Below are 16,854 nucleotides of genomic sequence, written 5' to 3' on the forward strand. Positions count from 1 at the left end.
GCACGGGCCGGCGAAGGCTCGCGCCCACGCACGGCGGGCGGCACCGCGCGTCGCCGTCGATCGCGGCCCCCGTGTCCGTGTTCGCCCGATTGTCGGGTTGCTAACGGGGACACCGATTCGGGCGACAGGTTTGCGACGCGTGGAGGTGCGGAGTGGAAGCTGTGAACACCGGGTTCGGGCTGGGCGCCGAGACCCGCGGACTGCTGGCGGCCGCGCGCCGGGGCCTGGGCGAGCAGGCGCGCGCACAGGTGGACGCGTGCGCCCGCCGCCTGGACGAACCGCTGCGGGTGGCCCTGGCCGGACAGCTGAAGGCGGGCAAGTCGACCCTGCTGAACGCGCTGGTGGGACAGGACATCGCCCCCACCGACGCGACCGAGTGCACCCGCCTGGTGACCTGGTACCGCCACGGCGTCGCGCCCCGGGTCACCGCCCACTCCCGCGAGGGCGCGCGCGCCGACGTGGTCGTGCGGCGCACCCGCGGGGTCGACGGGCTCGCCGGCGCACACGGGCTGACCTTCGATCTCACCGCGCCGCGCTGGCAGCCGCCGGGCGTGCGCGAGGTCGATCACCTCGAAGTGCACTGGCCCTCGGCGGAACTGGAGCGCACCACCATCGTCGACACCCCCGGCATCTCGTCGCTGTCCCGGGACGTGTCGGCGCGCACCGCACGGCTGCTGGCGCCAGGCGCGGACGGAGCCACGCTGCCGAGCGCCGACGCCGTGATCTACCTGCTGCGCCGCCTCGACTCCGCGGACATCGACTTCCTCGAACGCATCGGCTCGGACACCGCAGCGGAGGGGACGGCGAGTGCCCACGCTCCGGGCGGCAACGTCCCCCTAGCTGCCGGTGGCGTCGCGCACAGTACGGGCGGCGACCACCAGCCGACGCGGACAGCGCATTCCCCGCGCTCGTCCGGACCGCTCGGCGTCATCGGCGTCGTCTCTCGCGCCGACGAGATAGGCGCCGGCGGGCTGGACGCCCTGCACTCCGCCCGGGACGTGGCCGCCCGGTTCGCCGGCGAGCTCGAACGAACCGGCCTGTGCCAGTCGGTGATTCCGGTCGCGGGCCTGCTCGCCTTCGCGGCCGCCACCCTCCGGCAGCGCGAGTACGCGGCCTTCGAGGCGCTGGCCGCGGTTCCCGTGGACGAGCTGAGCGTGGCGCTGCTGTCGGCGGATCGCTTCGCCCGCCCCGATTCGACACTGCCGGTGCCGCCGGACCTGCGCGCCCACCTCGCCGCCCGCTTCGGCCTGTTCGGTATTCGCCTGGCGGTCACCCTCGTTCGCCTGGGCGTACGCGATTCCGCCGCCCTCGCCGCCGAACTCACCCGGCGCTCCGGGCTCGAAGAACTCCGCACCGTGCTCGACGTGCAATTCGCCCAGCGCGCCGAGGAATTGAAGGCGCATTCGGCGCTCACCGGCCTGGCCCGCATCCTCGCCGCGCATCCCGGCGTGACCGCCGACGCCCTGCTCCCGCGCGTGCGCACCCTGCTCGCCGATGTGCACGGCTTCGCCGAACTCCGCCTGCTCGGCCACCTGCGCACCGGCGAATTGCCTTTGCCCCCGGCCGATCTCACCGAACTGCACCGGCTCGTCGGCGGCGCGGGCGTGGCCACCCACCTGCGCCTGGACCTGCCGGCGGGGACGGATCTGCCCGTCCAGCGTGCGGCCGCCCTGGCCGCGGTGCAGAAGTGGCGGGCGCGGGCCCGCCATCCGCTCGCCGACCAGTTCCTGGCGAACGCCTGCCTGACCGCCGTCCGCAGCGCGGAGGGCCTGCTCGACGTCCTGCACGAGCCGCCGACCACGCCGTTCGCGCGAATCAGCGGGCACAGCCGCTGATTCGGGGACCCGGGCGGTGCGCCCGGCTCCCCGGCGGGCTCACGGCGCGGTGGCCGCGCTGCGCGGATCGATGAGGATCTTCGCGTGCGAATCCGGCGACGCCAGTGCCGAATACGCCGAATCCACCCCGTCGAGCCCGACGGTCCCGGTGATGAGCGGCGCCGGATCCACCTTCCCCTCGGCGATCATGTGCAGGGTGTCGCGGAACTCGCCCGGGTCGTAGCCGAGCACGAAGCGCAGTTCGATCTCCTTGTTGATGGCCATGGCCGGATGGATCGCGTCGGATTCCATACACACCCCGACCACGATGATCCGCGACAGCGGCGGGGCAGCCGTCAGCAGTTGATCGATCATTCCCGGCACGCCGACACATTCGAAGATGACCGGCCCCGTCGGCCCCTTGTTGAGGGTGTGCGCGGCCCGGAACACGTACCACCAGGGGATATTCGGCAGCCGCCGCAGTTTCTCCATGGCGTCGAAGCCGAGATTGAGCACGTCGGTGACGCCGCTGATGCCGGATTTGCGCGGCGCGGAGGTCCACGGCGAATCCACGCCCGGGTCGACCACCACGTCGGCCCCGCAGCGCGCGGCCAGTTCCCGTCGGCGGGGCGAGAAGTCGCTGGCGACCACCGTGCGCACCCCGGACGCCTTCAACATGGAGATGACCGCCAGCCCGATCGGCCCGCAGCCGATGACGAACGCCGTCTGCCCCTTCTCCACCCGCCCGCGCCGCACCGCGTGCCAGGCCACCGCCATGGGCTCGGTCAGCGCGGCGTGCTCGGCGGACAATCCGTTGGGCACCGGGAAGGTCATCGATTCCTGGACCAGCACCTGTTCGGCGTAGCCGCCGGGCGCGGCGGCCGAGAGCCCCGTCAGGTGCGGCTGGTCGCCGTTCCGCAGGATCGGCAGCGAGACCACCCGGGTGCCCGGCTTCCAGCGCTTGCGGGTCTTGGGGCCGTAATCGACCACCTCGCCGCAGAATTCGTGGCCCATCACCACGCTCTGATCCGAGCGCATGAAATGCTCGTATCCGGTGGCGACGGCCATATCGGCGAGCTCGTCACAGTGCAGTCTGGCGTGCAGGTCGGATCCGCAGATGCCACAGCGCAATACATCGATCAGCACCTGCCCGGCTCCCGGAGTGGGTGTTAGCAATTCCGAGACCCGGAACTCGCCCTTGGTTACCGTCACCGCGCGCATCAGCTGACTCCTGTCGAAGTTCGTGGACAGTTCGAATTGTTCTCCTTCCCCGGCCCGAGAATGCGAAAACAGCCCACGGTTTCGGCATTTCGCCGGAATTCGTGGGCCGTTTCAGCGATATCAGGCCGGGGTCAGCGCCTCGGCGCGGGCCTGTTCGGCGGCGGGCGCAGGTCGCGTGTCCCGGGGGAGGGCGAAGAATCCCGCGCACACCGCGACCATGAGGCCGATGCCCCATTTCAGGGTGTGGTCGAAGGCGTGCGCGAAATTCGCGGCATTGGCCTCGGGGCTCGTCGCCACCACATTGTCGAGTTGCCCGAAGAACACGATGCCGACCAGCGCGACGCCGAGCGCGAGGCCCAATTGCTGACCGGTATTGAGCAGCCCGGACGCCGCGCCTGCCTCCCGATCGGGGATCTGGCCGAGCAGCATGTCGATGGTCGGCGCGACCACGAACCCGAAGCCGATACCGGTCACGATCAGCGGGAAAACCATTTGCCAGGAAGCGAATCCGGCGCCGTATTCCACGCACATCCAGCCGTAGAGCGCGAAGCCCGCGGCCACGATCACGCCGCCGCCCACCAGAACCCAGCGGCCCAGGCGCGGTGCGAGCACACTCACCGAGACGCCTGCGCCGATACCCGCGCCGACCGCGAAGAACATGGCGGTCAGCCCCGCGCGCATCGGTGACCAGCCCAGTCCGGCCTGCATGAACAGCGTCCAGATGAGGAAGAAGCCACCGAAGCCGATCCAGAACAGCAGCCAGCCGCCGAGGCCGACGGTGAAGGCGCGGGAACGGAACAGGCCGAGATCGATCAGCGGGGATCCGGCCGTGCGGGCCCGCCGCCGCTCGTAGGCGATGAACAGTGCGAACACCGCCGCGGCCGCGCCCATCATGAGGAAGGTCCACAAGGGCCAGTCGAGCCGGCGGCCCTCGGCGAGCGGGTAGATCAGCAGCATGACCGCCGAGACGGCCAGCACCATGCCGGCGATGTCCAGGCGCGGCGCGACCGGAGACCTGGAGTCGCGCATGACGATCGCGGCCGCGACGAACGCGGCGACGCCGACCGGGATGTTCACCAGGAAGATCGGCCGCCAGCCCAGGCCGAACAGATCCCACTGCACCAGCAGTCCGCCCAGGGACAGCCCGACCGCGGACGCGGAACCGCCGACGGCGCTGTAGATGGCGATGGCTTTGGTCCGCTCCTTTTTCGGGAAGGTGACGCGGATGATGGCCAGGATCTGCGGCACCATCAGCCCGGCCATGGCGCCCTGTACGAAGCGCGAGGCGATGAGCATGGCCGGATCGGTACTGAGCCCGCAGGCCGCGGAGGCGAGGGTGAAGCCCGCCATGCCGAGCAGGAACAGCCGCTTCCGGCCGTAGATGTCACCGAGTCTGCCGCCGGTGATCAGGACGGCGGCGAAGGACAGGACGTAGGCGGCGATGATCCACTCGATCTGCGCGTACTCCGCGTGCAGATCCTGCTGAATGCTCGGGACGGCGACGTTGACGATCGTCACGTCGAGCAGATCCATGAAGCCGGCGGCCAGGATCACGGCGAAGGCAATCCAGCGGCGGGGGTCGAGGGTTGTCGGAACGGTGTCGGATTCCACGGCGAGCTCACTTCGAATCGGTGGGAGTTTGGCGACCTCTCAAACTATGCACATGAAGTGATTATCACGCAATAGGGCAATCATTTGTGGTGCCTTCATGTAGGCTGGGGCGGTGACCGATGCCGCTCCCGAACTCTCGCCGCTCGCCGCGCATCCGGCATTCCTGCTGGGGCAGTTGGGTTCTCACAGTGCGAGCCGATTCGGCGAGCTGCTCGCGCCGCTGGGGATCAAGCCGCAGCACCACGGCATGCTGCGGATACTGCAGGCCAACGACGGGCAGTCGCAGCAGCAGCTGTGCGAGGCCCTGGGCATCCATCGCAACGTGATGGTCGGCCTGGTGGACGATCTGGAGAAGCGCGGTCTGGTCGAACGCCGCAGGCATCCAGCGGATCGGCGCGCGCACGCGGTGCACCTGCTGCCCGCGGGCACCGAACTGCTGGTGGAGTCGGCCCGCATCGCGAGCGAACTGGACGCGGAACTGCTCGCGCCGCTGCGGGCGGAGGAACGCGCGGTGCTCGTCGCGCTGCTGCAGCGCGCCGCCGTCGGCAACGGCCTGACGCCCGGTGTGCATCCCGGTCTGACGGTCGATCGGCGAGCGCCGGACGGCTGTGACCCAACTCACTGACCCGGCCGGTCACAGCCGCCGCCGGTGAGTGTCCAACCGGGTGAAGGCAATTCACCCGGAAGGACACGCAGCATGGCAACCATCGACGTACTCGACTCGTACCTGGCGTACACCGACACCGGCAGCGGTGACATCCCCGTCGTCTTCCTGCACGGCAACCCCACCTCGTCCTACATCTGGCGCAACGTGATTCCGCACGTCAGCGGCGAAACGCGGGTGCTGGCACCGGATCTCGTCGGCATGGGCGACTCCGGAAAGCCCGAGAGCGACTACCGCTTCACCGACCACGCCCGCTACCTCGACGCCTGGTTCGACGCGCTCGGCCTGGACGAGGTGGTGCTGGTCGGCCACGACTGGGGCGGCGCGCTCGCCATGGACCGGGCCGCGCGGCATCCCGGGCGGGTGCGCGGCATCGCCGTGGTCGAGACGTTCCTGCGCCCGCTGAGCTGGTCGGAGATGCCGCCGCAGGGCGCGGAACTGTTCCGCCGCTTCCGTTCTCCGGAGGGGGAGGAGATGGTGCTGGAGAAGAACATGTTCATCGAGTTCAACCTCCCCGCCTCCACCCGCAGCCTGTCCCTCGAAGCGCTCGAGGAATACCGCAGGCCGTATCCCACCCCGGCCTCGCGCAAGCCGATGCTGGTGTGGCCCCGCGAGTTCCCGCTCGACGGCGACCCCGCCGACGTGGTCGCCATCATGGAGAACTACGGCCGCTGGATGGCCGACTCGCCCGAGGTGCCCAAGCTGATCATGGGCGTCGAGCACGGCGTCGGCCTCGGCTCCGCGGAGGCGATCGAGTGGGCGGCAAGGACTTTCGCGTCCGTCGAGACGGTGAACATCGGCCCCGCCGGACACCACTGCCCGGAGGATCAGCCCGACGCGATCGGGGCCGCCGTGGCCGAGTGGCTGCGACGGCACGCGCTCACCGCCGCGCGGGCGGTAGCCTGATATCGCCGTGGCAGGGCTGATCACGGGGCCGGAGCACGCTTCGCCCCGTGATCCCTGCCGGGGCGGCGAATCTCGACGTGGCCGGGTGCCTGCCCCCTCGGCCGCCCGACGTGGGTCCGGCCCGACGTTCCGGTGATCTCCGGCGAAAGCCCTTGCGCCCCGGGGACAGCCTGCACAAGCTGGCGGTATGTCGATACAGCCCGGCGCTCCCGAACCCGTCGAGCCGGAAACGGTGGATGCCGGGCTTGATTCGATTGCTGTGGAGCCCGACCCGGTTGCCGCCGAGCGCGGTCCGGACGCGGCCGAGCGCGAGCTGGTCGCGCGGGCGGTGGCGGGGGACCGGGCGGCGGTGGCGGATGTCGTTCGGCTGCTGCAGGACCCGATCTACCGGCTGGCGCTGCGTATGGTGTGGCGGCCCGCCGACGCGGAGGACGCCGCGCAGGAGATCCTGCTGCGGGCGGTGGGGAGCCTGCGCACCTGGCGGGGCGAGGCCAAGCTGCTCACCTGGGCGTATCGCATCGGGGTCAACTACCTGCTGAATCTGCGGCGCCGGACCCCGCAGGAGGCGAATCAGCTCAGCCTCGACGAATTCGGGGAGGGGCTGCGGGACGGGCTGGCCGAACAGGATTACCGGGGACCCGAGGCCGTGCTGCTCACCCACGAGGTGCGGCTCAACTGCAGTCAGGCCATGCTGCAGTGCCTGGGCCGCGAGGAGCGGATCGCCTTCGTGCTCTCCGACATCTTCGAACTGAGCTCGGCCGAGGCCGCCTGGATCGCGGATGTCACCCCGGCCGCGTATCGAAAACGCCTGGAGCGCGCCAAGAAGCGGCTCGGCAACTTCCTCACCGCGAACTGCGGGCTCGCCAATCCACAAGCGCCGTGCCGGTGTTCGCGCCGGGTGGACCGGGCGCTGAGCCTGGGCCGGGTGAATCCGCGCGCGCCCGCCTTCGCCGGCCACCCGATCACCCCGGACGGGCGCACCGTCGCCGACGCCGAACGACAGATGGTCCGCCTGCACGACGCGGCCGCGATCCTGGGCGCCCACCCGGACTACGCGGTCCCCCGCGCACGTGTCGACGCCATCGCCGCGCTCCTGGAATCCGGTGGCTTTCCGCTGCTGGGCTAGCGTGCCCGGCAGGGATCGTGCCCGGAAGTCCCCGGTGCGGTGCGGTTGTCGCGCGCTGCGAGGGAGACCGCTGGCGCCCTATCCGGCCATGGCCACCGCGCCGAGCCGTTCACGAACCGCGGGTACGACCTCGCGCGCGAAACGCCGGACCTGATCCACATCCAGACTCGCCGGCCAGTACATGAAGGTGTCGAAGCGAGCCTCGCGGTGCAGCTCCGCGATGATCTCCGCCCACTGTGCGGCCGAGCCCCGGATCGACTCGGCCCCGCGCGGCCGGGAATGCCCGGCCCGATCGTCGATGACCCCGGGCAGCGGGGCCATGCGGGCGATGGTTCGCGGGTCGCGCCCGGCCGCCCGCGCGGCGGCGTCGATGCGATCCTGCGCGCCGCGCCATTGCTCCCGGGGCAGCCAGGTCGGCAGCGGGGCGACCCAGCCGTCGGCCGCGCGGCCGATGAGGTCCAGCGCGCGCGGGCCCGCCGCGCCGAGCCACAGCGCCATCCGCTGCGCGGGCGCGGGTCCGCCCGGACCGCCGGCGACCGTGTACTCGGTGCCGCGCACGGTGACGACCTGTCCCGGTCTCCAGGCGGACCGGATGATCTCCATACCCTCGGACAGGGCTCTCAGGGCGGCCGCGCCGCGTGTGCCCGGGCCGCTCGGGGCGAGCGCGCCCTCGTCGAAAGCGCCGGTGCCGACCCCGAGTTCGAACCGCCCGCCGCTGATCAGGCCGAGGGTGGCGGCCTGTTTGGCGAGCATCGACGGCCGCCGCAGCGGCATCGCCGCGATGCCCGAGTACAGGGTGATCCGTCTGGTCGTCTCCAGGGCCGGTCCCAGCACGCTGAAGGCGTCACCGCGTTCGGGCGCACCCGGATGATCCTGTATGCCCACCAGATCCAGGCCCTCGTCCTCGGCCGCCCTCGTCATGTCCAGTACATCCGCCAGCGCGGCTGCCACGGGCGGGATAGAGATGCCGAACCGCACTCCCATCTGGCCTCCTGAGCTGGGCTGACAACTGAGCTAGATCTTTTCCCAGACCGTTCGAAAGCCGGGTATTTCGGACACTCCGCGTGTCTGATTCCCGGGCGCGTCGCGCGACGGCCACTCCCGGCCCGGGTCCGCTCCGCCATTTCCCCTGTGCGGCTGCGAGTTTCCGCACGCAGGTCTGGAGTCGGCCCGGACTCGAGGAGTGCCTCTACTCCCATGCCCCCATCCCGGCGCTGCCCTGCCGCTACCTGCCACCTGTTCGCTCCATGACGAGACCTGTTCGCCGTCCGCCACCGGCTGCGGTCGCGGGCTCAGGCTCGGGCGCGCGCCGCTGTGCCGCGCGTGAACTCTCCGGCCGTGGGTCCATGTGTCCGTCACGCGCCCGTTCCGCCACCCGCCGCGGGCTTTGCCGCGCACCCCGGGCCGCCGGGCCGCTACCATCCGCTTGTGAGTGCGAGATCGTCCGATACGTCGGGTTCTGCCAGCTCCGGGCGCATGCGGGCGCGGGACGTCGACCGCGTCAACGTCCGGGCGCGGCTCGACGCCGCCTACGAGGAGGGGCAGCTCGGGGCGGCGGAGTATCACGACCGGTCCGAACGGGCCAGGGACGCACGGACATTGGGTGAGCTGGACCGGCTCGTCGCCGATCTGCAGGCCACTCCCGGCGCGACGCAGACCCGGGTGCCCACCGCGCGGCCGAGCCGGCGCGGCGGGTATCCGCCGCGCACCCGCGCGCGCGACGAGGACCGGGCCGCCGCCTGCGCGCTGCTCGACGCCGCGCTCGGCGACGGGCAGCTGCGCGCGGAGGATCACCGCGCCCTCACCGACCTCGCCAACGAGGCCAAGAGCCTGGGTGAGCTGTCCGACCTCACCGACGATCTGCAGCGCCCGGTCGGCACCCCCGCCGACGCCCGGCCGCCGACGTCGGTGCGCGGCTTCGTGTTTCCGGTCGCGATGGTGGCGGTCAGCCTCGTCGCGGCGGTGGGCGCGTTCGTGTGGGCGCACCAGCCCGAGACGCCGCCCGCGCCACCGCCGATCGTGGATCTGGGCGTCATCACCCCGAAGATCATCGGAACGCCCAGCTTCGTCACCGGCGCGGGTATCGCCCAGTTCCGCGACGACTACCGCGCCAAGTTCGGCACCACCCTGGTGGACGAGGTCGACTTCTTCGAGGCGCACATCTCGGTGACCCAGGCGCCGCAGCCGAACCGCGTGGCCAAGTACACCTATCGCAGCGGCTTCGATCTGAGCACCGCGCCCACGGTCCGCAAGACCGACACCCCCACCGCCGACCTGGCCGAGATCGACACCGCCGCCCTGGACAAACTGCTCGCCGAGGCCCCGGCGCTGCTGAAGGTCCAGAACGGGACGGTCAGCCACATCGGCTTCGAGCCGCAGCGCGGCGGGCCGCCGGTGCTCAGCGTCTACGTGGACAACTCCTTCGAGGAGCGCGGCAACCTGACCGCCACGCCCGGCGGCGCGATCCTGCGGACATCACCCTTCAAGGGCTAGAGCGAGGCGACGATGGTTTCTCAGCATTCCGGCCTGCGGGTCCGCGACTCCGATCGGGTCGACGCCTGCTCGCTGCTCGATTCCGCCCGCGCCGCAGGCGAATTGAGCGAGTCCGAACACACCCAGCGCACCGCCGCGGCCATGCGGGCGCGGACCTTCGGCGATCTCGACGCGCTCATCTCCGATCTTCAGATTCCGCGAAACCTGGTGGACGCCCCGCTGATTCGCCCGGAACGCCGACTGCCGCGCCGGCGCTGGATCGCCGCCGCGGGCACCGTGGCGGTGGCCGCGCTGCTCGGCTCGTTCTTCGGCTGGATCAGCGAGCCCGACCCGCCGCGCACCGCGCGCACCGACGCGACGACCGGGGCGGGATTCGGCAGCTTCCTGGCCGCCTATCAGGCCGAATACGGAGATTCGCCGGTCGATGATGTGACGATGTACCCGGAGTTCGTCTCGGTGGATCGCCCGGTCGAGGGCAACCGGACCGAGGACCTCGACTATCGCAACGGTCGCTTCGGCAACTCCTCGACCAGCTCGCGCAGCGGCAGCACCGAATCGTTCCAGCTCACCGGGATCGACGTGCGGGCGATCGCGGCCGTGCTGGCGGGCGCGACCGAGACGCTGAGGGTGCCGGGCGGCGCGATCAGCCACATCTCGATTCAGCGGCCGTCCGGGGCGACCGACAAGAGTCCGGTGGTGACCGTCTATGTCACCGACGGCACCCGGAGTGGGCACATGGAACTCACCTTCGCCGGCGAACCGCGCGAGGTGTTCCCCGAAGACGGGAAGTAACCGGACCGCCGCGCCGAAAGTTGCGCGTCCTTCTATCACAATCCGGCTCCGAACCCTGGTTAGAGACCGTTCGGTATGCACACAATGACCCTCGGCCCACCGCTCCGGGAAATTTTTCGCACCCGGGAATACATCTCTGAGGTCGCTCGTTGGTGCAGATCAGACACAAGTTGAGTGAGTTCGACTCAAGTTAGAGTTGCATCGGGACAGAGATCGATGCAGGATTGAGCCGACCACGCTCAGTGTTGCTGTGGACCACCCCGCGGGGTCGGTCCAGTGGCATGGACGCAGGTAATCAACTAGGAGGAAACACCATGGCTCGTGCGGTCGGTATCGACCTCGGGACCACGAACTCGGTCATCGCCGTTCTCGAAGGCGGTGAGCCGGTAGTCGTCGCCAACTCGGAGGGTTCGCGCACCACCCCCTCGATCGTCGCCTTCGCCAAGAACGGCGAGGTTCTCGTGGGTCAGCCCGCGAAGAACCAGGCGGTCACCAACGTCGATCGCACGATTCGTTCGGTCAAGCGCCACATGGGCGAGGACTGGACCGTCGAGATCGACGGCAAGAAGTACACCCCGCAGGAGATCTCCGCGCGCACGCTGATGAAGCTGAAGCGCGACGCCGAGGCGTACCTCGGTGAGGAGATCACCGACGCGGTCATCACCGTCCCCGCCTACTTCGAGGACGCGCAGCGCCAGGCGACCAAGGAAGCCGGCCAGATCGCGGGCCTCAACGTCCTGCGCATCGTCAACGAGCCCACCGCGGCGGCGCTGGCGTACGGCCTGGACAAGGGCGACAAGGAACAGTCCATCCTGGTCTTCGACCTCGGTGGCGGCACCTTCGACGTCTCGCTGCTCGACATCGGCGAGGGCGTCGTCGAGGTCCGCGCGACCTCCGGCGACAACCACCTCGGTGGCGACGACTGGGACGAGCGCGTCGTGACCTGGCTGGTCGACAAGTTCAAGGCGTCCTCGGGCATCGACCTGACCAAGGACAAGATGGCCCTGCAGCGCCTGCGCGAGGCCGCGGAGAAGGCCAAGATCGAACTGTCGTCCTCGCAGTCGACCTCGATCAACCTGCCCTACATCACCGTCGACGCGGACAAGAACCCGCTGTTCCTCGACGAGCAGCTGACCCGCGCCGAGTTCCAGAAGATCACCGCTGATCTGCTGGACCGCACCCGCAAGCCCTTCCAGTCCGTCATCAAGGACGCGGGCATCGCCGTCGGCGACATCGATCACGTTGTCCTCGTTGGTGGTTCGACCCGTATGCCCGCCGTGTCGGAGCTGGTCAAGGAACTGACCGGCGGCCGTGAGCCCAACAAGGGCGTGAACCCGGACGAGGTCGTCGCCGTCGGCGCCGCCCTGCAGGCCGGCGTGCTCAAGGGCGAGGTCAAGGACGTCCTGCTGCTCGATGTCACCCCGCTGTCGCTGGGTATCGAGACCAAGGGCGGCGTGATGACCAAGCTCATCGAGCGCAACACCACGATCCCGACCAAGCGGTCCGAGACCTTCACCACGGCCGACGACAACCAGCCGTCCGTGCAGATCCAGGTCTTCCAGGGCGAGCGCGAAATCGCTTCGCACAACAAGCTCCTGGGCTCCTTCGAGCTGACCGGCATCCCGCCGGCCCCGCGCGGCGTGCCGCAGATCGAGGTCATCTTCGACATCGACGCCAACGGCATCGTGCACGTGACCGCCAAGGACAAGGGCACGGGCAAGGAGAACACGATCAAGATCCAGGACGGCTCCGGTCTGTCCAAGGAAGAGATCGATCGCATGGTCAAGGACGCCGAGGCGCACGCTTCGGAGGACAAGGCCCGTCGCGAAGAGGCCGAGACCCGCAACCAGGCCGAGTCGCTGGTGCACCAGACCGAGAAGTTCATCAAGGACAACGAGGACAAGGTCCCGGCCGACATCAAGACCAAGGTCGAGGCGGCCATCGCCGAGGCGAACGAGGCGCTCAAGGGCACCGACATCGCGGTCATCAAGAGCGCGGTGGAGAAGCTCGCGACCGAGTCGCAGGCGCTGGGCCAGGCCATCTACGAGGCCTCGGCGCAGGAGCAGGGCGCTCAGAACGGCTCTGCCAACGGACAGCCGGACGCCGATGACACCGTCGTGGACGCCGAGGTCGTCGAGGAGCCGGAGAAGAAGTGACGAATCCGAACCCGGAGCAGGAGCCGACTACGGTCTCGGGTGAGGTAGGCGAGGCCGCGGCGGAGGAATTCGCCGCGGCTTCGGCCGCAGATGCGCTGAGCGAGGATTCCCTCGCCGACGCGATCAGCGCCGAACTCGCCGAGCGCACTTCGGATCTGCAGCGGCTCACCGCCGAATACGCCAACTACCGCCGCCGCGTCGAGCGGGACCGTCAGGCCACCATCGACAACGCCAAGGCGACCATCGTGAGCGAATTGCTCCCGGTGCTCGACGATCTCGACCGGGCGCGCGCGCACGGCGACCTCGAGACCGGACCGCTCAAGTCCGTCGCGGACAAGCTGGTCACCGCGCTGCAGAAGCAGGGCCTGCAGGACTTCGGTTCGGAGGGTGAACCTTTCGATCCGACCCTGCACGAGGCCGTGCAGCACGAGGGCTCGGGTCACGATCCGGTGCTCGGCATGGTCATGCGCAAGGGCTACCGCTTCGGCGATCGCGTCCTGCGGCACGCACTGGTCGGTGTCACCGACGCGGTGGCAGATCTGAACGACGCACCCGCGTCGGACCCGGCGAACGGCGGTCCCGATGCCGCTGGCGTCGAGTAATACGACAGCGACCCCGACCGGGGTCCGGACACCGGTCCCGGTGTCGATCGAATCGAAAGGAGGGGATGCCCGGTGAATCGGGAGTGGCTCGAGAAGGACTTCTACAAGGAGCTGGGTATCGCCTCCGGCGCGACCCCCGAAGAGATCAAGAAGGCGTACCGCAAACTCGCCCGCGACCTGCACCCGGACAAGAACCCGGGTGACACCAAGGCCGAGGAGCGGTTCAAGACCGTCAGCGAGGCGCACGCCGTGCTGTCGGATCCGGAGAAGCGCAAGGAGTACGACGAAGCGCGAAAGCTCTTCGCCAGCGGCGGTTTCGGCCGCGGCGGCTTCTCGCCCGGCGGTGGCTACACCCAGGGCGGCGGGTTCTCCGGCGACTTCAATCTCGGTGACATCTTCGGCGGGGCGCAGCCCGGCGGCGCCGACGGCGGCCTCGGCGACATCCTCGGCGGACTGTTCAACCGGGGCGGCACGCGCACCTCGCGGCCGCGCCGCGGCAGCGACGTGGAGACCGAGACGACCCTGGGCTTCCGCGAGGCCGCCCAGGGCGTGACGGTGCCGCTGCGCATGACCAGCCCGGCCGCGTGTACGACCTGCCACGGCAGTGGCGCCAAGCCCGGCACCAGTCCGCGAGTGTGCCCGCACTGCAACGGAACCGGCGTCGTCAGCCGGAACCAGGGCGCGTTCGGGTTCAGCGAACCGTGCGACGACTGCCGGGGCACCGGGTCGATCATCGACGACCCGTGCGTCGACTGCCGGGGCGCCGGCATCCAGAACCGGACCCGCACCATTACCGTGCGCATCCCCCCGGGCGTGCGCGACGGGCAGCGGATCCGGCTGGCCGGTCAGGGCGAAGCGGGTCTGCGGGGCGCGCCGCCCGGCGATCTGTTCGTCACCGTGCACGTCAGCCAGGACAAGGTCTTCGGCCGCAACGGCGACGACCTGACCCTGGTGCTGCCGGTCAGCTACAGCGAACTGGTGCTGGGGACAACCGTTTCGGTGCCGACGCTGGAGGGCCGGGTCGGTGTGAAGGTGCCCCCGGGCACCGCCGACGGCCGCACCCTGCGCGTGCGCGGGCGCGGTGTGTCCAAGCGCGACGGCGGCGCGGGCGATCTGCTCGTCACCGTCAAGGTCGCGATCCCGCAGAAGCTGGACGACGATGCCACCGAGGCGCTGCGGCGCTACGCGGAGGCGGAGAAGACCAGTGGCTTCGATCCGCGTGCTGGATGGGCAGGTGCGTAATGAGTCATGATCCGAACAAGGCCACCGAGGCGCAGTACTTCCTGATCTCGGTGGCGGCGCAGCTGGCGGGCATGCACGCCCAGACGCTGCGCACCTATGACCGCCTGGGTCTGGTGTCGCCGCAGCGCACGTCCGGCGGCGGCCGGCGCTACTCGGACCGTGATGTGCAGCTGCTGCGCGAGGTGCAGCGGTTGTCCCAGGACGAGGGCGTCAACCTGGCGGGCATCAAACGGATCATCGAGCTCACCAATCAGGTCGAGGAGCTACAGCAGCGGGTCGCCGAACTCGGCGCCGAGGTGGAGCGGTTGCGGGCGGGGTACCGGCCGGATCTGTCGCCGCCGCAGCGCAGTACGGCGCTGGTGGTGTGGCAGCCGCGGCATCGGCGGAATCTGCCGTAGCGGTAGTCGGTCAGTGATGAACAGCGCCCCGGAATCCGGGGCGCTGTTCTCGTTTCCGGGTGGGAGCGCTCGGTGGTGTTCGCACTGATGCGGTTTGTTGCAGGCAATGTGCTGGATTCGGTTGTGGGGAGCGAAAAAATGGCGGGTGGGGTGCAAGCGTGTGGCGCCGCAGGTTTCTGGGTAATACAATTAGACCGGTCGGTTGGGAAATTGCGAAGTTTGTTTCATTTGTCGTGAGCGACAAGGGGATTTCGGAACCGGCGTGGTTGCGGTGGGGTCGCTCGATTTCTGAGTCTTGCAAAACGGATCACGCAGGATCTATGGGTGAAAACCCGTGTCGCGCGGCGTGTCCTAGTTGATCAGTCTGTTTTGTGGGGTAATTGCTCGCCTTCGCCTGGTTTTCAGAGAATTGCAGGGGTGTGTTTGAAAGGTCCCGTTCCGTTGCTGGCAAACCTCGCCTACACTTGCTCACCAACGGCTGCTGTCGAGTGTCCCGCAGCACTGCACTCGCCGGATTCGCCTGTGTTCGAGTGCGAAATGGGGTTGTGACACAAATGGATTCGCGGACCGTCGCATTGATAAGAACGACGTTCAAGGCGGTTGCTGCGGAGGAGGGCGGCCCCGAAAAACTCGCTCGATCCTTCTATGCGATCCTCTTCACCGATTACCCCCAGGTGCGGGATTTCTTCCCCGCGGCCCTGGACGCTCAGCGCGACAGGCTCGTCAAGGCCATCGCCTACGTGGTCGACAGGCTGGAGGAGCCGAACAAGCTCCTGCCGTTCCTCGCGCAACTCGGCCGCGACCACCGCAAGTACGGTGTCGTCGCCGAACACTATGCGGCGGTGGCCAAATCACTGAAGGCCGCCATGCAGGCCTACGCCGGCACCGAGATGTGGACCGACGAGGTCGAGCAGGCGTGGGACGCCGGGCTCGGCGTCATCGCCGACACCATGATCGGCGCCGCCGATTCCGAGAGCACCCCGCCGGTGTGGACGGGCACCGTCATCGAACATCGCGAGGTGCTGCGCAATCTCGCGATCGTGCGCCTGCAACTGGATCAGCCCATGCAGTACGCGGCCGGCCAGTACATGAGCGTGCAGGTGCCCTCGCGCCCCCGGATGTGGCGCTATCTCTCACCCGCGATTCCCTCGAATCCCAGCGGCGAGATCGAGTTCCACATCCGCGGCGTCACCGGCGGCTGGGTGAGCCCCGCGATGGTCGGCCACACGAAGGTCGGCGAGCGCTGGCTGATCGGTTCCCCCCTCGGCGGCCTCGGCGTCCCCCGCAACACCCGCCGCAAGATGCTGATGGTCGGCTGCGGCACCGGCATAGCTCCCCTGCGCGCCCAGCTGATGTCGATGACCCAGCGCCGCTCGAACCCGAAGGTGGACATCTTCGTGGGCGGCCACTACCCCTGCGACCTCTACGACCTCGAGGTCCTGAGCCAACTGGCCCAGGCGAACAAGTGGCTGACCGTCCACCCCGTCACCGAGAGCGAAGAAAACCCCTGGTGGCACTTCGACACCTCGACGGAGGAGCCGAAAGATTACCCCGGCCTGGAACCCCGCCGGGTAGGCCAGATAGGCAAGATAGTGGCCAGCTTCGGCGCGTGGGAAGACCGCGACGTCCAGATAGTAGGCGCCCCCTCGATGGTCCAGACGACGAAGTTCCGCCTGATGGCCGCCGGGATCTCGACGAAGAACATCCGCCACGATCCCCTGTTCTAACCGCGGGTCCCCCCCCAAACCCCCGCGCCGCTGTCGTACGACTGGCAGCGGCGCGGGTTCACCAACTTTCATGCACCGGTCGCGTAACGCCTTCGCGCCGAG

14 protein-coding genes are annotated in these 16,854 nt (G+C 69.3%); 11 read left to right on the top strand and 3 right to left on the bottom strand.

The annotated features are described in order from the left end of the window. Positions 1–161 precede the first annotated feature (161 nt). On the top strand, positions 162–1,835 hold the full coding sequence (locus ACWDOP_RS30325) for a dynamin family protein (RefSeq protein ID WP_456347825.1): 1,674 nt from the start codon (positions 162–164) through the stop codon (positions 1,833–1,835). A 39-nt stretch (positions 1,836–1,874) separates the two neighbouring features. Here the strand turns inward: ACWDOP_RS30325 and ACWDOP_RS30330 are convergent, their stop codons facing one another. Next, the gene (locus ACWDOP_RS30330; RefSeq protein WP_454204467.1) at positions 1,875–3,035 is read right to left on the bottom strand and encodes a zinc-binding dehydrogenase; all 1,161 of its coding nucleotides are present in this window, start codon (positions 3,033–3,035) and stop codon (positions 1,875–1,877) included. Positions 3,036–3,155: 120 nt separating this feature from the next. Continuing rightward, the gene (locus ACWDOP_RS30335; protein WP_456347785.1) at positions 3,156–4,646 is read right to left on the bottom strand and encodes an MFS transporter; all 1,491 of its coding nucleotides are present in this window, start codon (positions 4,644–4,646) and stop codon (positions 3,156–3,158) included. Between the two features lie 112 nt (positions 4,647–4,758). Here ACWDOP_RS30335 and ACWDOP_RS30340 point away from each other — a divergent pair, with 112 nt between their 5' ends. The 3 genes from ACWDOP_RS30340 (at position 4,759) to ACWDOP_RS30350 (ending at position 7,342) form a co-directional block, all read left to right on the top strand. Then, on the top strand, positions 4,759–5,271 hold the full coding sequence (locus tag ACWDOP_RS30340; RefSeq protein WP_456347786.1) for a MarR family winged helix-turn-helix transcriptional regulator: 513 nt from the start codon (positions 4,759–4,761) through the stop codon (positions 5,269–5,271). A 72-nt stretch (positions 5,272–5,343) separates the two neighbouring features. Then, positions 5,344–6,216, top strand: a complete 873-nt coding sequence (locus ACWDOP_RS30345) for a haloalkane dehalogenase (protein ID WP_456347787.1) — start codon at positions 5,344–5,346, stop codon at positions 6,214–6,216. 187 nt (positions 6,217–6,403) lie between these two features. Continuing rightward, positions 6,404–7,342 (top strand): RNA polymerase sigma factor, encoded by a 939-nt coding sequence (locus ACWDOP_RS30350; protein ID WP_456347788.1) that lies wholly within the window; start codon positions 6,404–6,406, stop codon positions 7,340–7,342. 78 nt (positions 7,343–7,420) lie between these two features. Here the strand turns inward: ACWDOP_RS30350 and ACWDOP_RS30355 are convergent, their stop codons facing one another. Then, on the bottom strand, positions 7,421–8,326 hold the full coding sequence (locus ACWDOP_RS30355; RefSeq protein ID WP_456347789.1) for an LLM class flavin-dependent oxidoreductase: 906 nt from the start codon (positions 8,324–8,326) through the stop codon (positions 7,421–7,423). Between the two features lie 444 nt (positions 8,327–8,770). Between ACWDOP_RS30355 and ACWDOP_RS30360 the strand changes: the two genes are divergently transcribed. From ACWDOP_RS30360 to ACWDOP_RS30390, 7 genes are all read left to right on the top strand, one after another. After that, entirely contained in the window at positions 8,771–9,835 is a 1,065-nt protein-coding gene (locus tag ACWDOP_RS30360; protein ID WP_456347790.1) for a DUF1707 domain-containing protein, read from the top strand. 12 nt (positions 9,836–9,847) lie between these two features. Beyond that, positions 9,848–10,627 (top strand): DUF1707 SHOCT-like domain-containing protein, encoded by a 780-nt coding sequence (locus tag ACWDOP_RS30365; protein ID WP_456347791.1) that lies wholly within the window; start codon positions 9,848–9,850, stop codon positions 10,625–10,627. A gap of 314 nt (positions 10,628–10,941) precedes the next feature. Further along, complete coding sequence (gene dnaK / locus ACWDOP_RS30370) at positions 10,942–12,783, top strand: molecular chaperone DnaK (RefSeq protein WP_456347792.1); 1,842 nt, start codon at positions 10,942–10,944, stop codon at positions 12,781–12,783. Beyond that, positions 12,780–13,385, top strand: coding sequence for a nucleotide exchange factor GrpE (gene grpE, locus ACWDOP_RS30375; RefSeq protein WP_454204476.1), 606 nt, complete (start codon positions 12,780–12,782; stop codon positions 13,383–13,385). The genes dnaK and grpE overlap by 4 nt, the downstream gene beginning before the upstream one ends. 72 nt (positions 13,386–13,457) lie before the next feature. After that, on the top strand, positions 13,458–14,627 hold the full coding sequence (gene dnaJ, locus ACWDOP_RS30380) for a molecular chaperone DnaJ (protein WP_454204477.1): 1,170 nt from the start codon (positions 13,458–13,460) through the stop codon (positions 14,625–14,627). Continuing rightward, a complete protein-coding gene (locus ACWDOP_RS30385) occupies positions 14,627–15,025 on the top strand; it encodes a heat shock protein transcriptional repressor HspR (RefSeq protein ID WP_454204478.1) in 399 nt (132 codons plus the stop codon). Before dnaJ ends, ACWDOP_RS30385 begins: the two co-directional genes overlap by 1 nt. A 554-nt stretch (positions 15,026–15,579) precedes the next feature. Next, positions 15,580–16,752 (top strand): globin domain-containing protein, encoded by a 1,173-nt coding sequence (locus ACWDOP_RS30390; RefSeq protein WP_454204479.1) that lies wholly within the window; start codon positions 15,580–15,582, stop codon positions 16,750–16,752. The last annotated feature ends 102 nt before the right edge of the window (positions 16,753–16,854 follow it).

This window comes from Nocardia sp. NPDC003693, assembly GCF_053981095.1.

Excerpts from the sequence above, each read along its gene's own strand:
- ACWDOP_RS30330 (WP_454204467.1), bottom strand. The coding sequence starts at position 3,035 with ATGCGCGCGGTGACGGTAACCAAGGGCGAGTTCCGGGTCTCGGAATTG.
- ACWDOP_RS30345 (WP_456347787.1), top strand. The coding sequence starts at position 5,344 with ATGGCAACCATCGACGTACTCGACTCGTACCTGGCGTACACCGACACC.
- ACWDOP_RS30350 (WP_456347788.1), top strand. The coding sequence starts at position 6,404 with ATGTCGATACAGCCCGGCGCTCCCGAACCCGTCGAGCCGGAAACGGTG.
- ACWDOP_RS30355 (WP_456347789.1), bottom strand. The coding sequence starts at position 8,326 with ATGGGAGTGCGGTTCGGCATCTCTATCCCGCCCGTGGCAGCCGCGCTG.
- ACWDOP_RS30365 (WP_456347791.1), top strand. The coding sequence starts at position 9,848 with ATGGTTTCTCAGCATTCCGGCCTGCGGGTCCGCGACTCCGATCGGGTC.
- dnaK (WP_456347792.1), top strand. The coding sequence starts at position 10,942 with ATGGCTCGTGCGGTCGGTATCGACCTCGGGACCACGAACTCGGTCATC.
- ACWDOP_RS30385 (WP_454204478.1), top strand. The coding sequence starts at position 14,627 with ATGAGTCATGATCCGAACAAGGCCACCGAGGCGCAGTACTTCCTGATC.
- ACWDOP_RS30390 (WP_454204479.1), top strand. The coding sequence starts at position 15,580 with ATGGATTCGCGGACCGTCGCATTGATAAGAACGACGTTCAAGGCGGTT.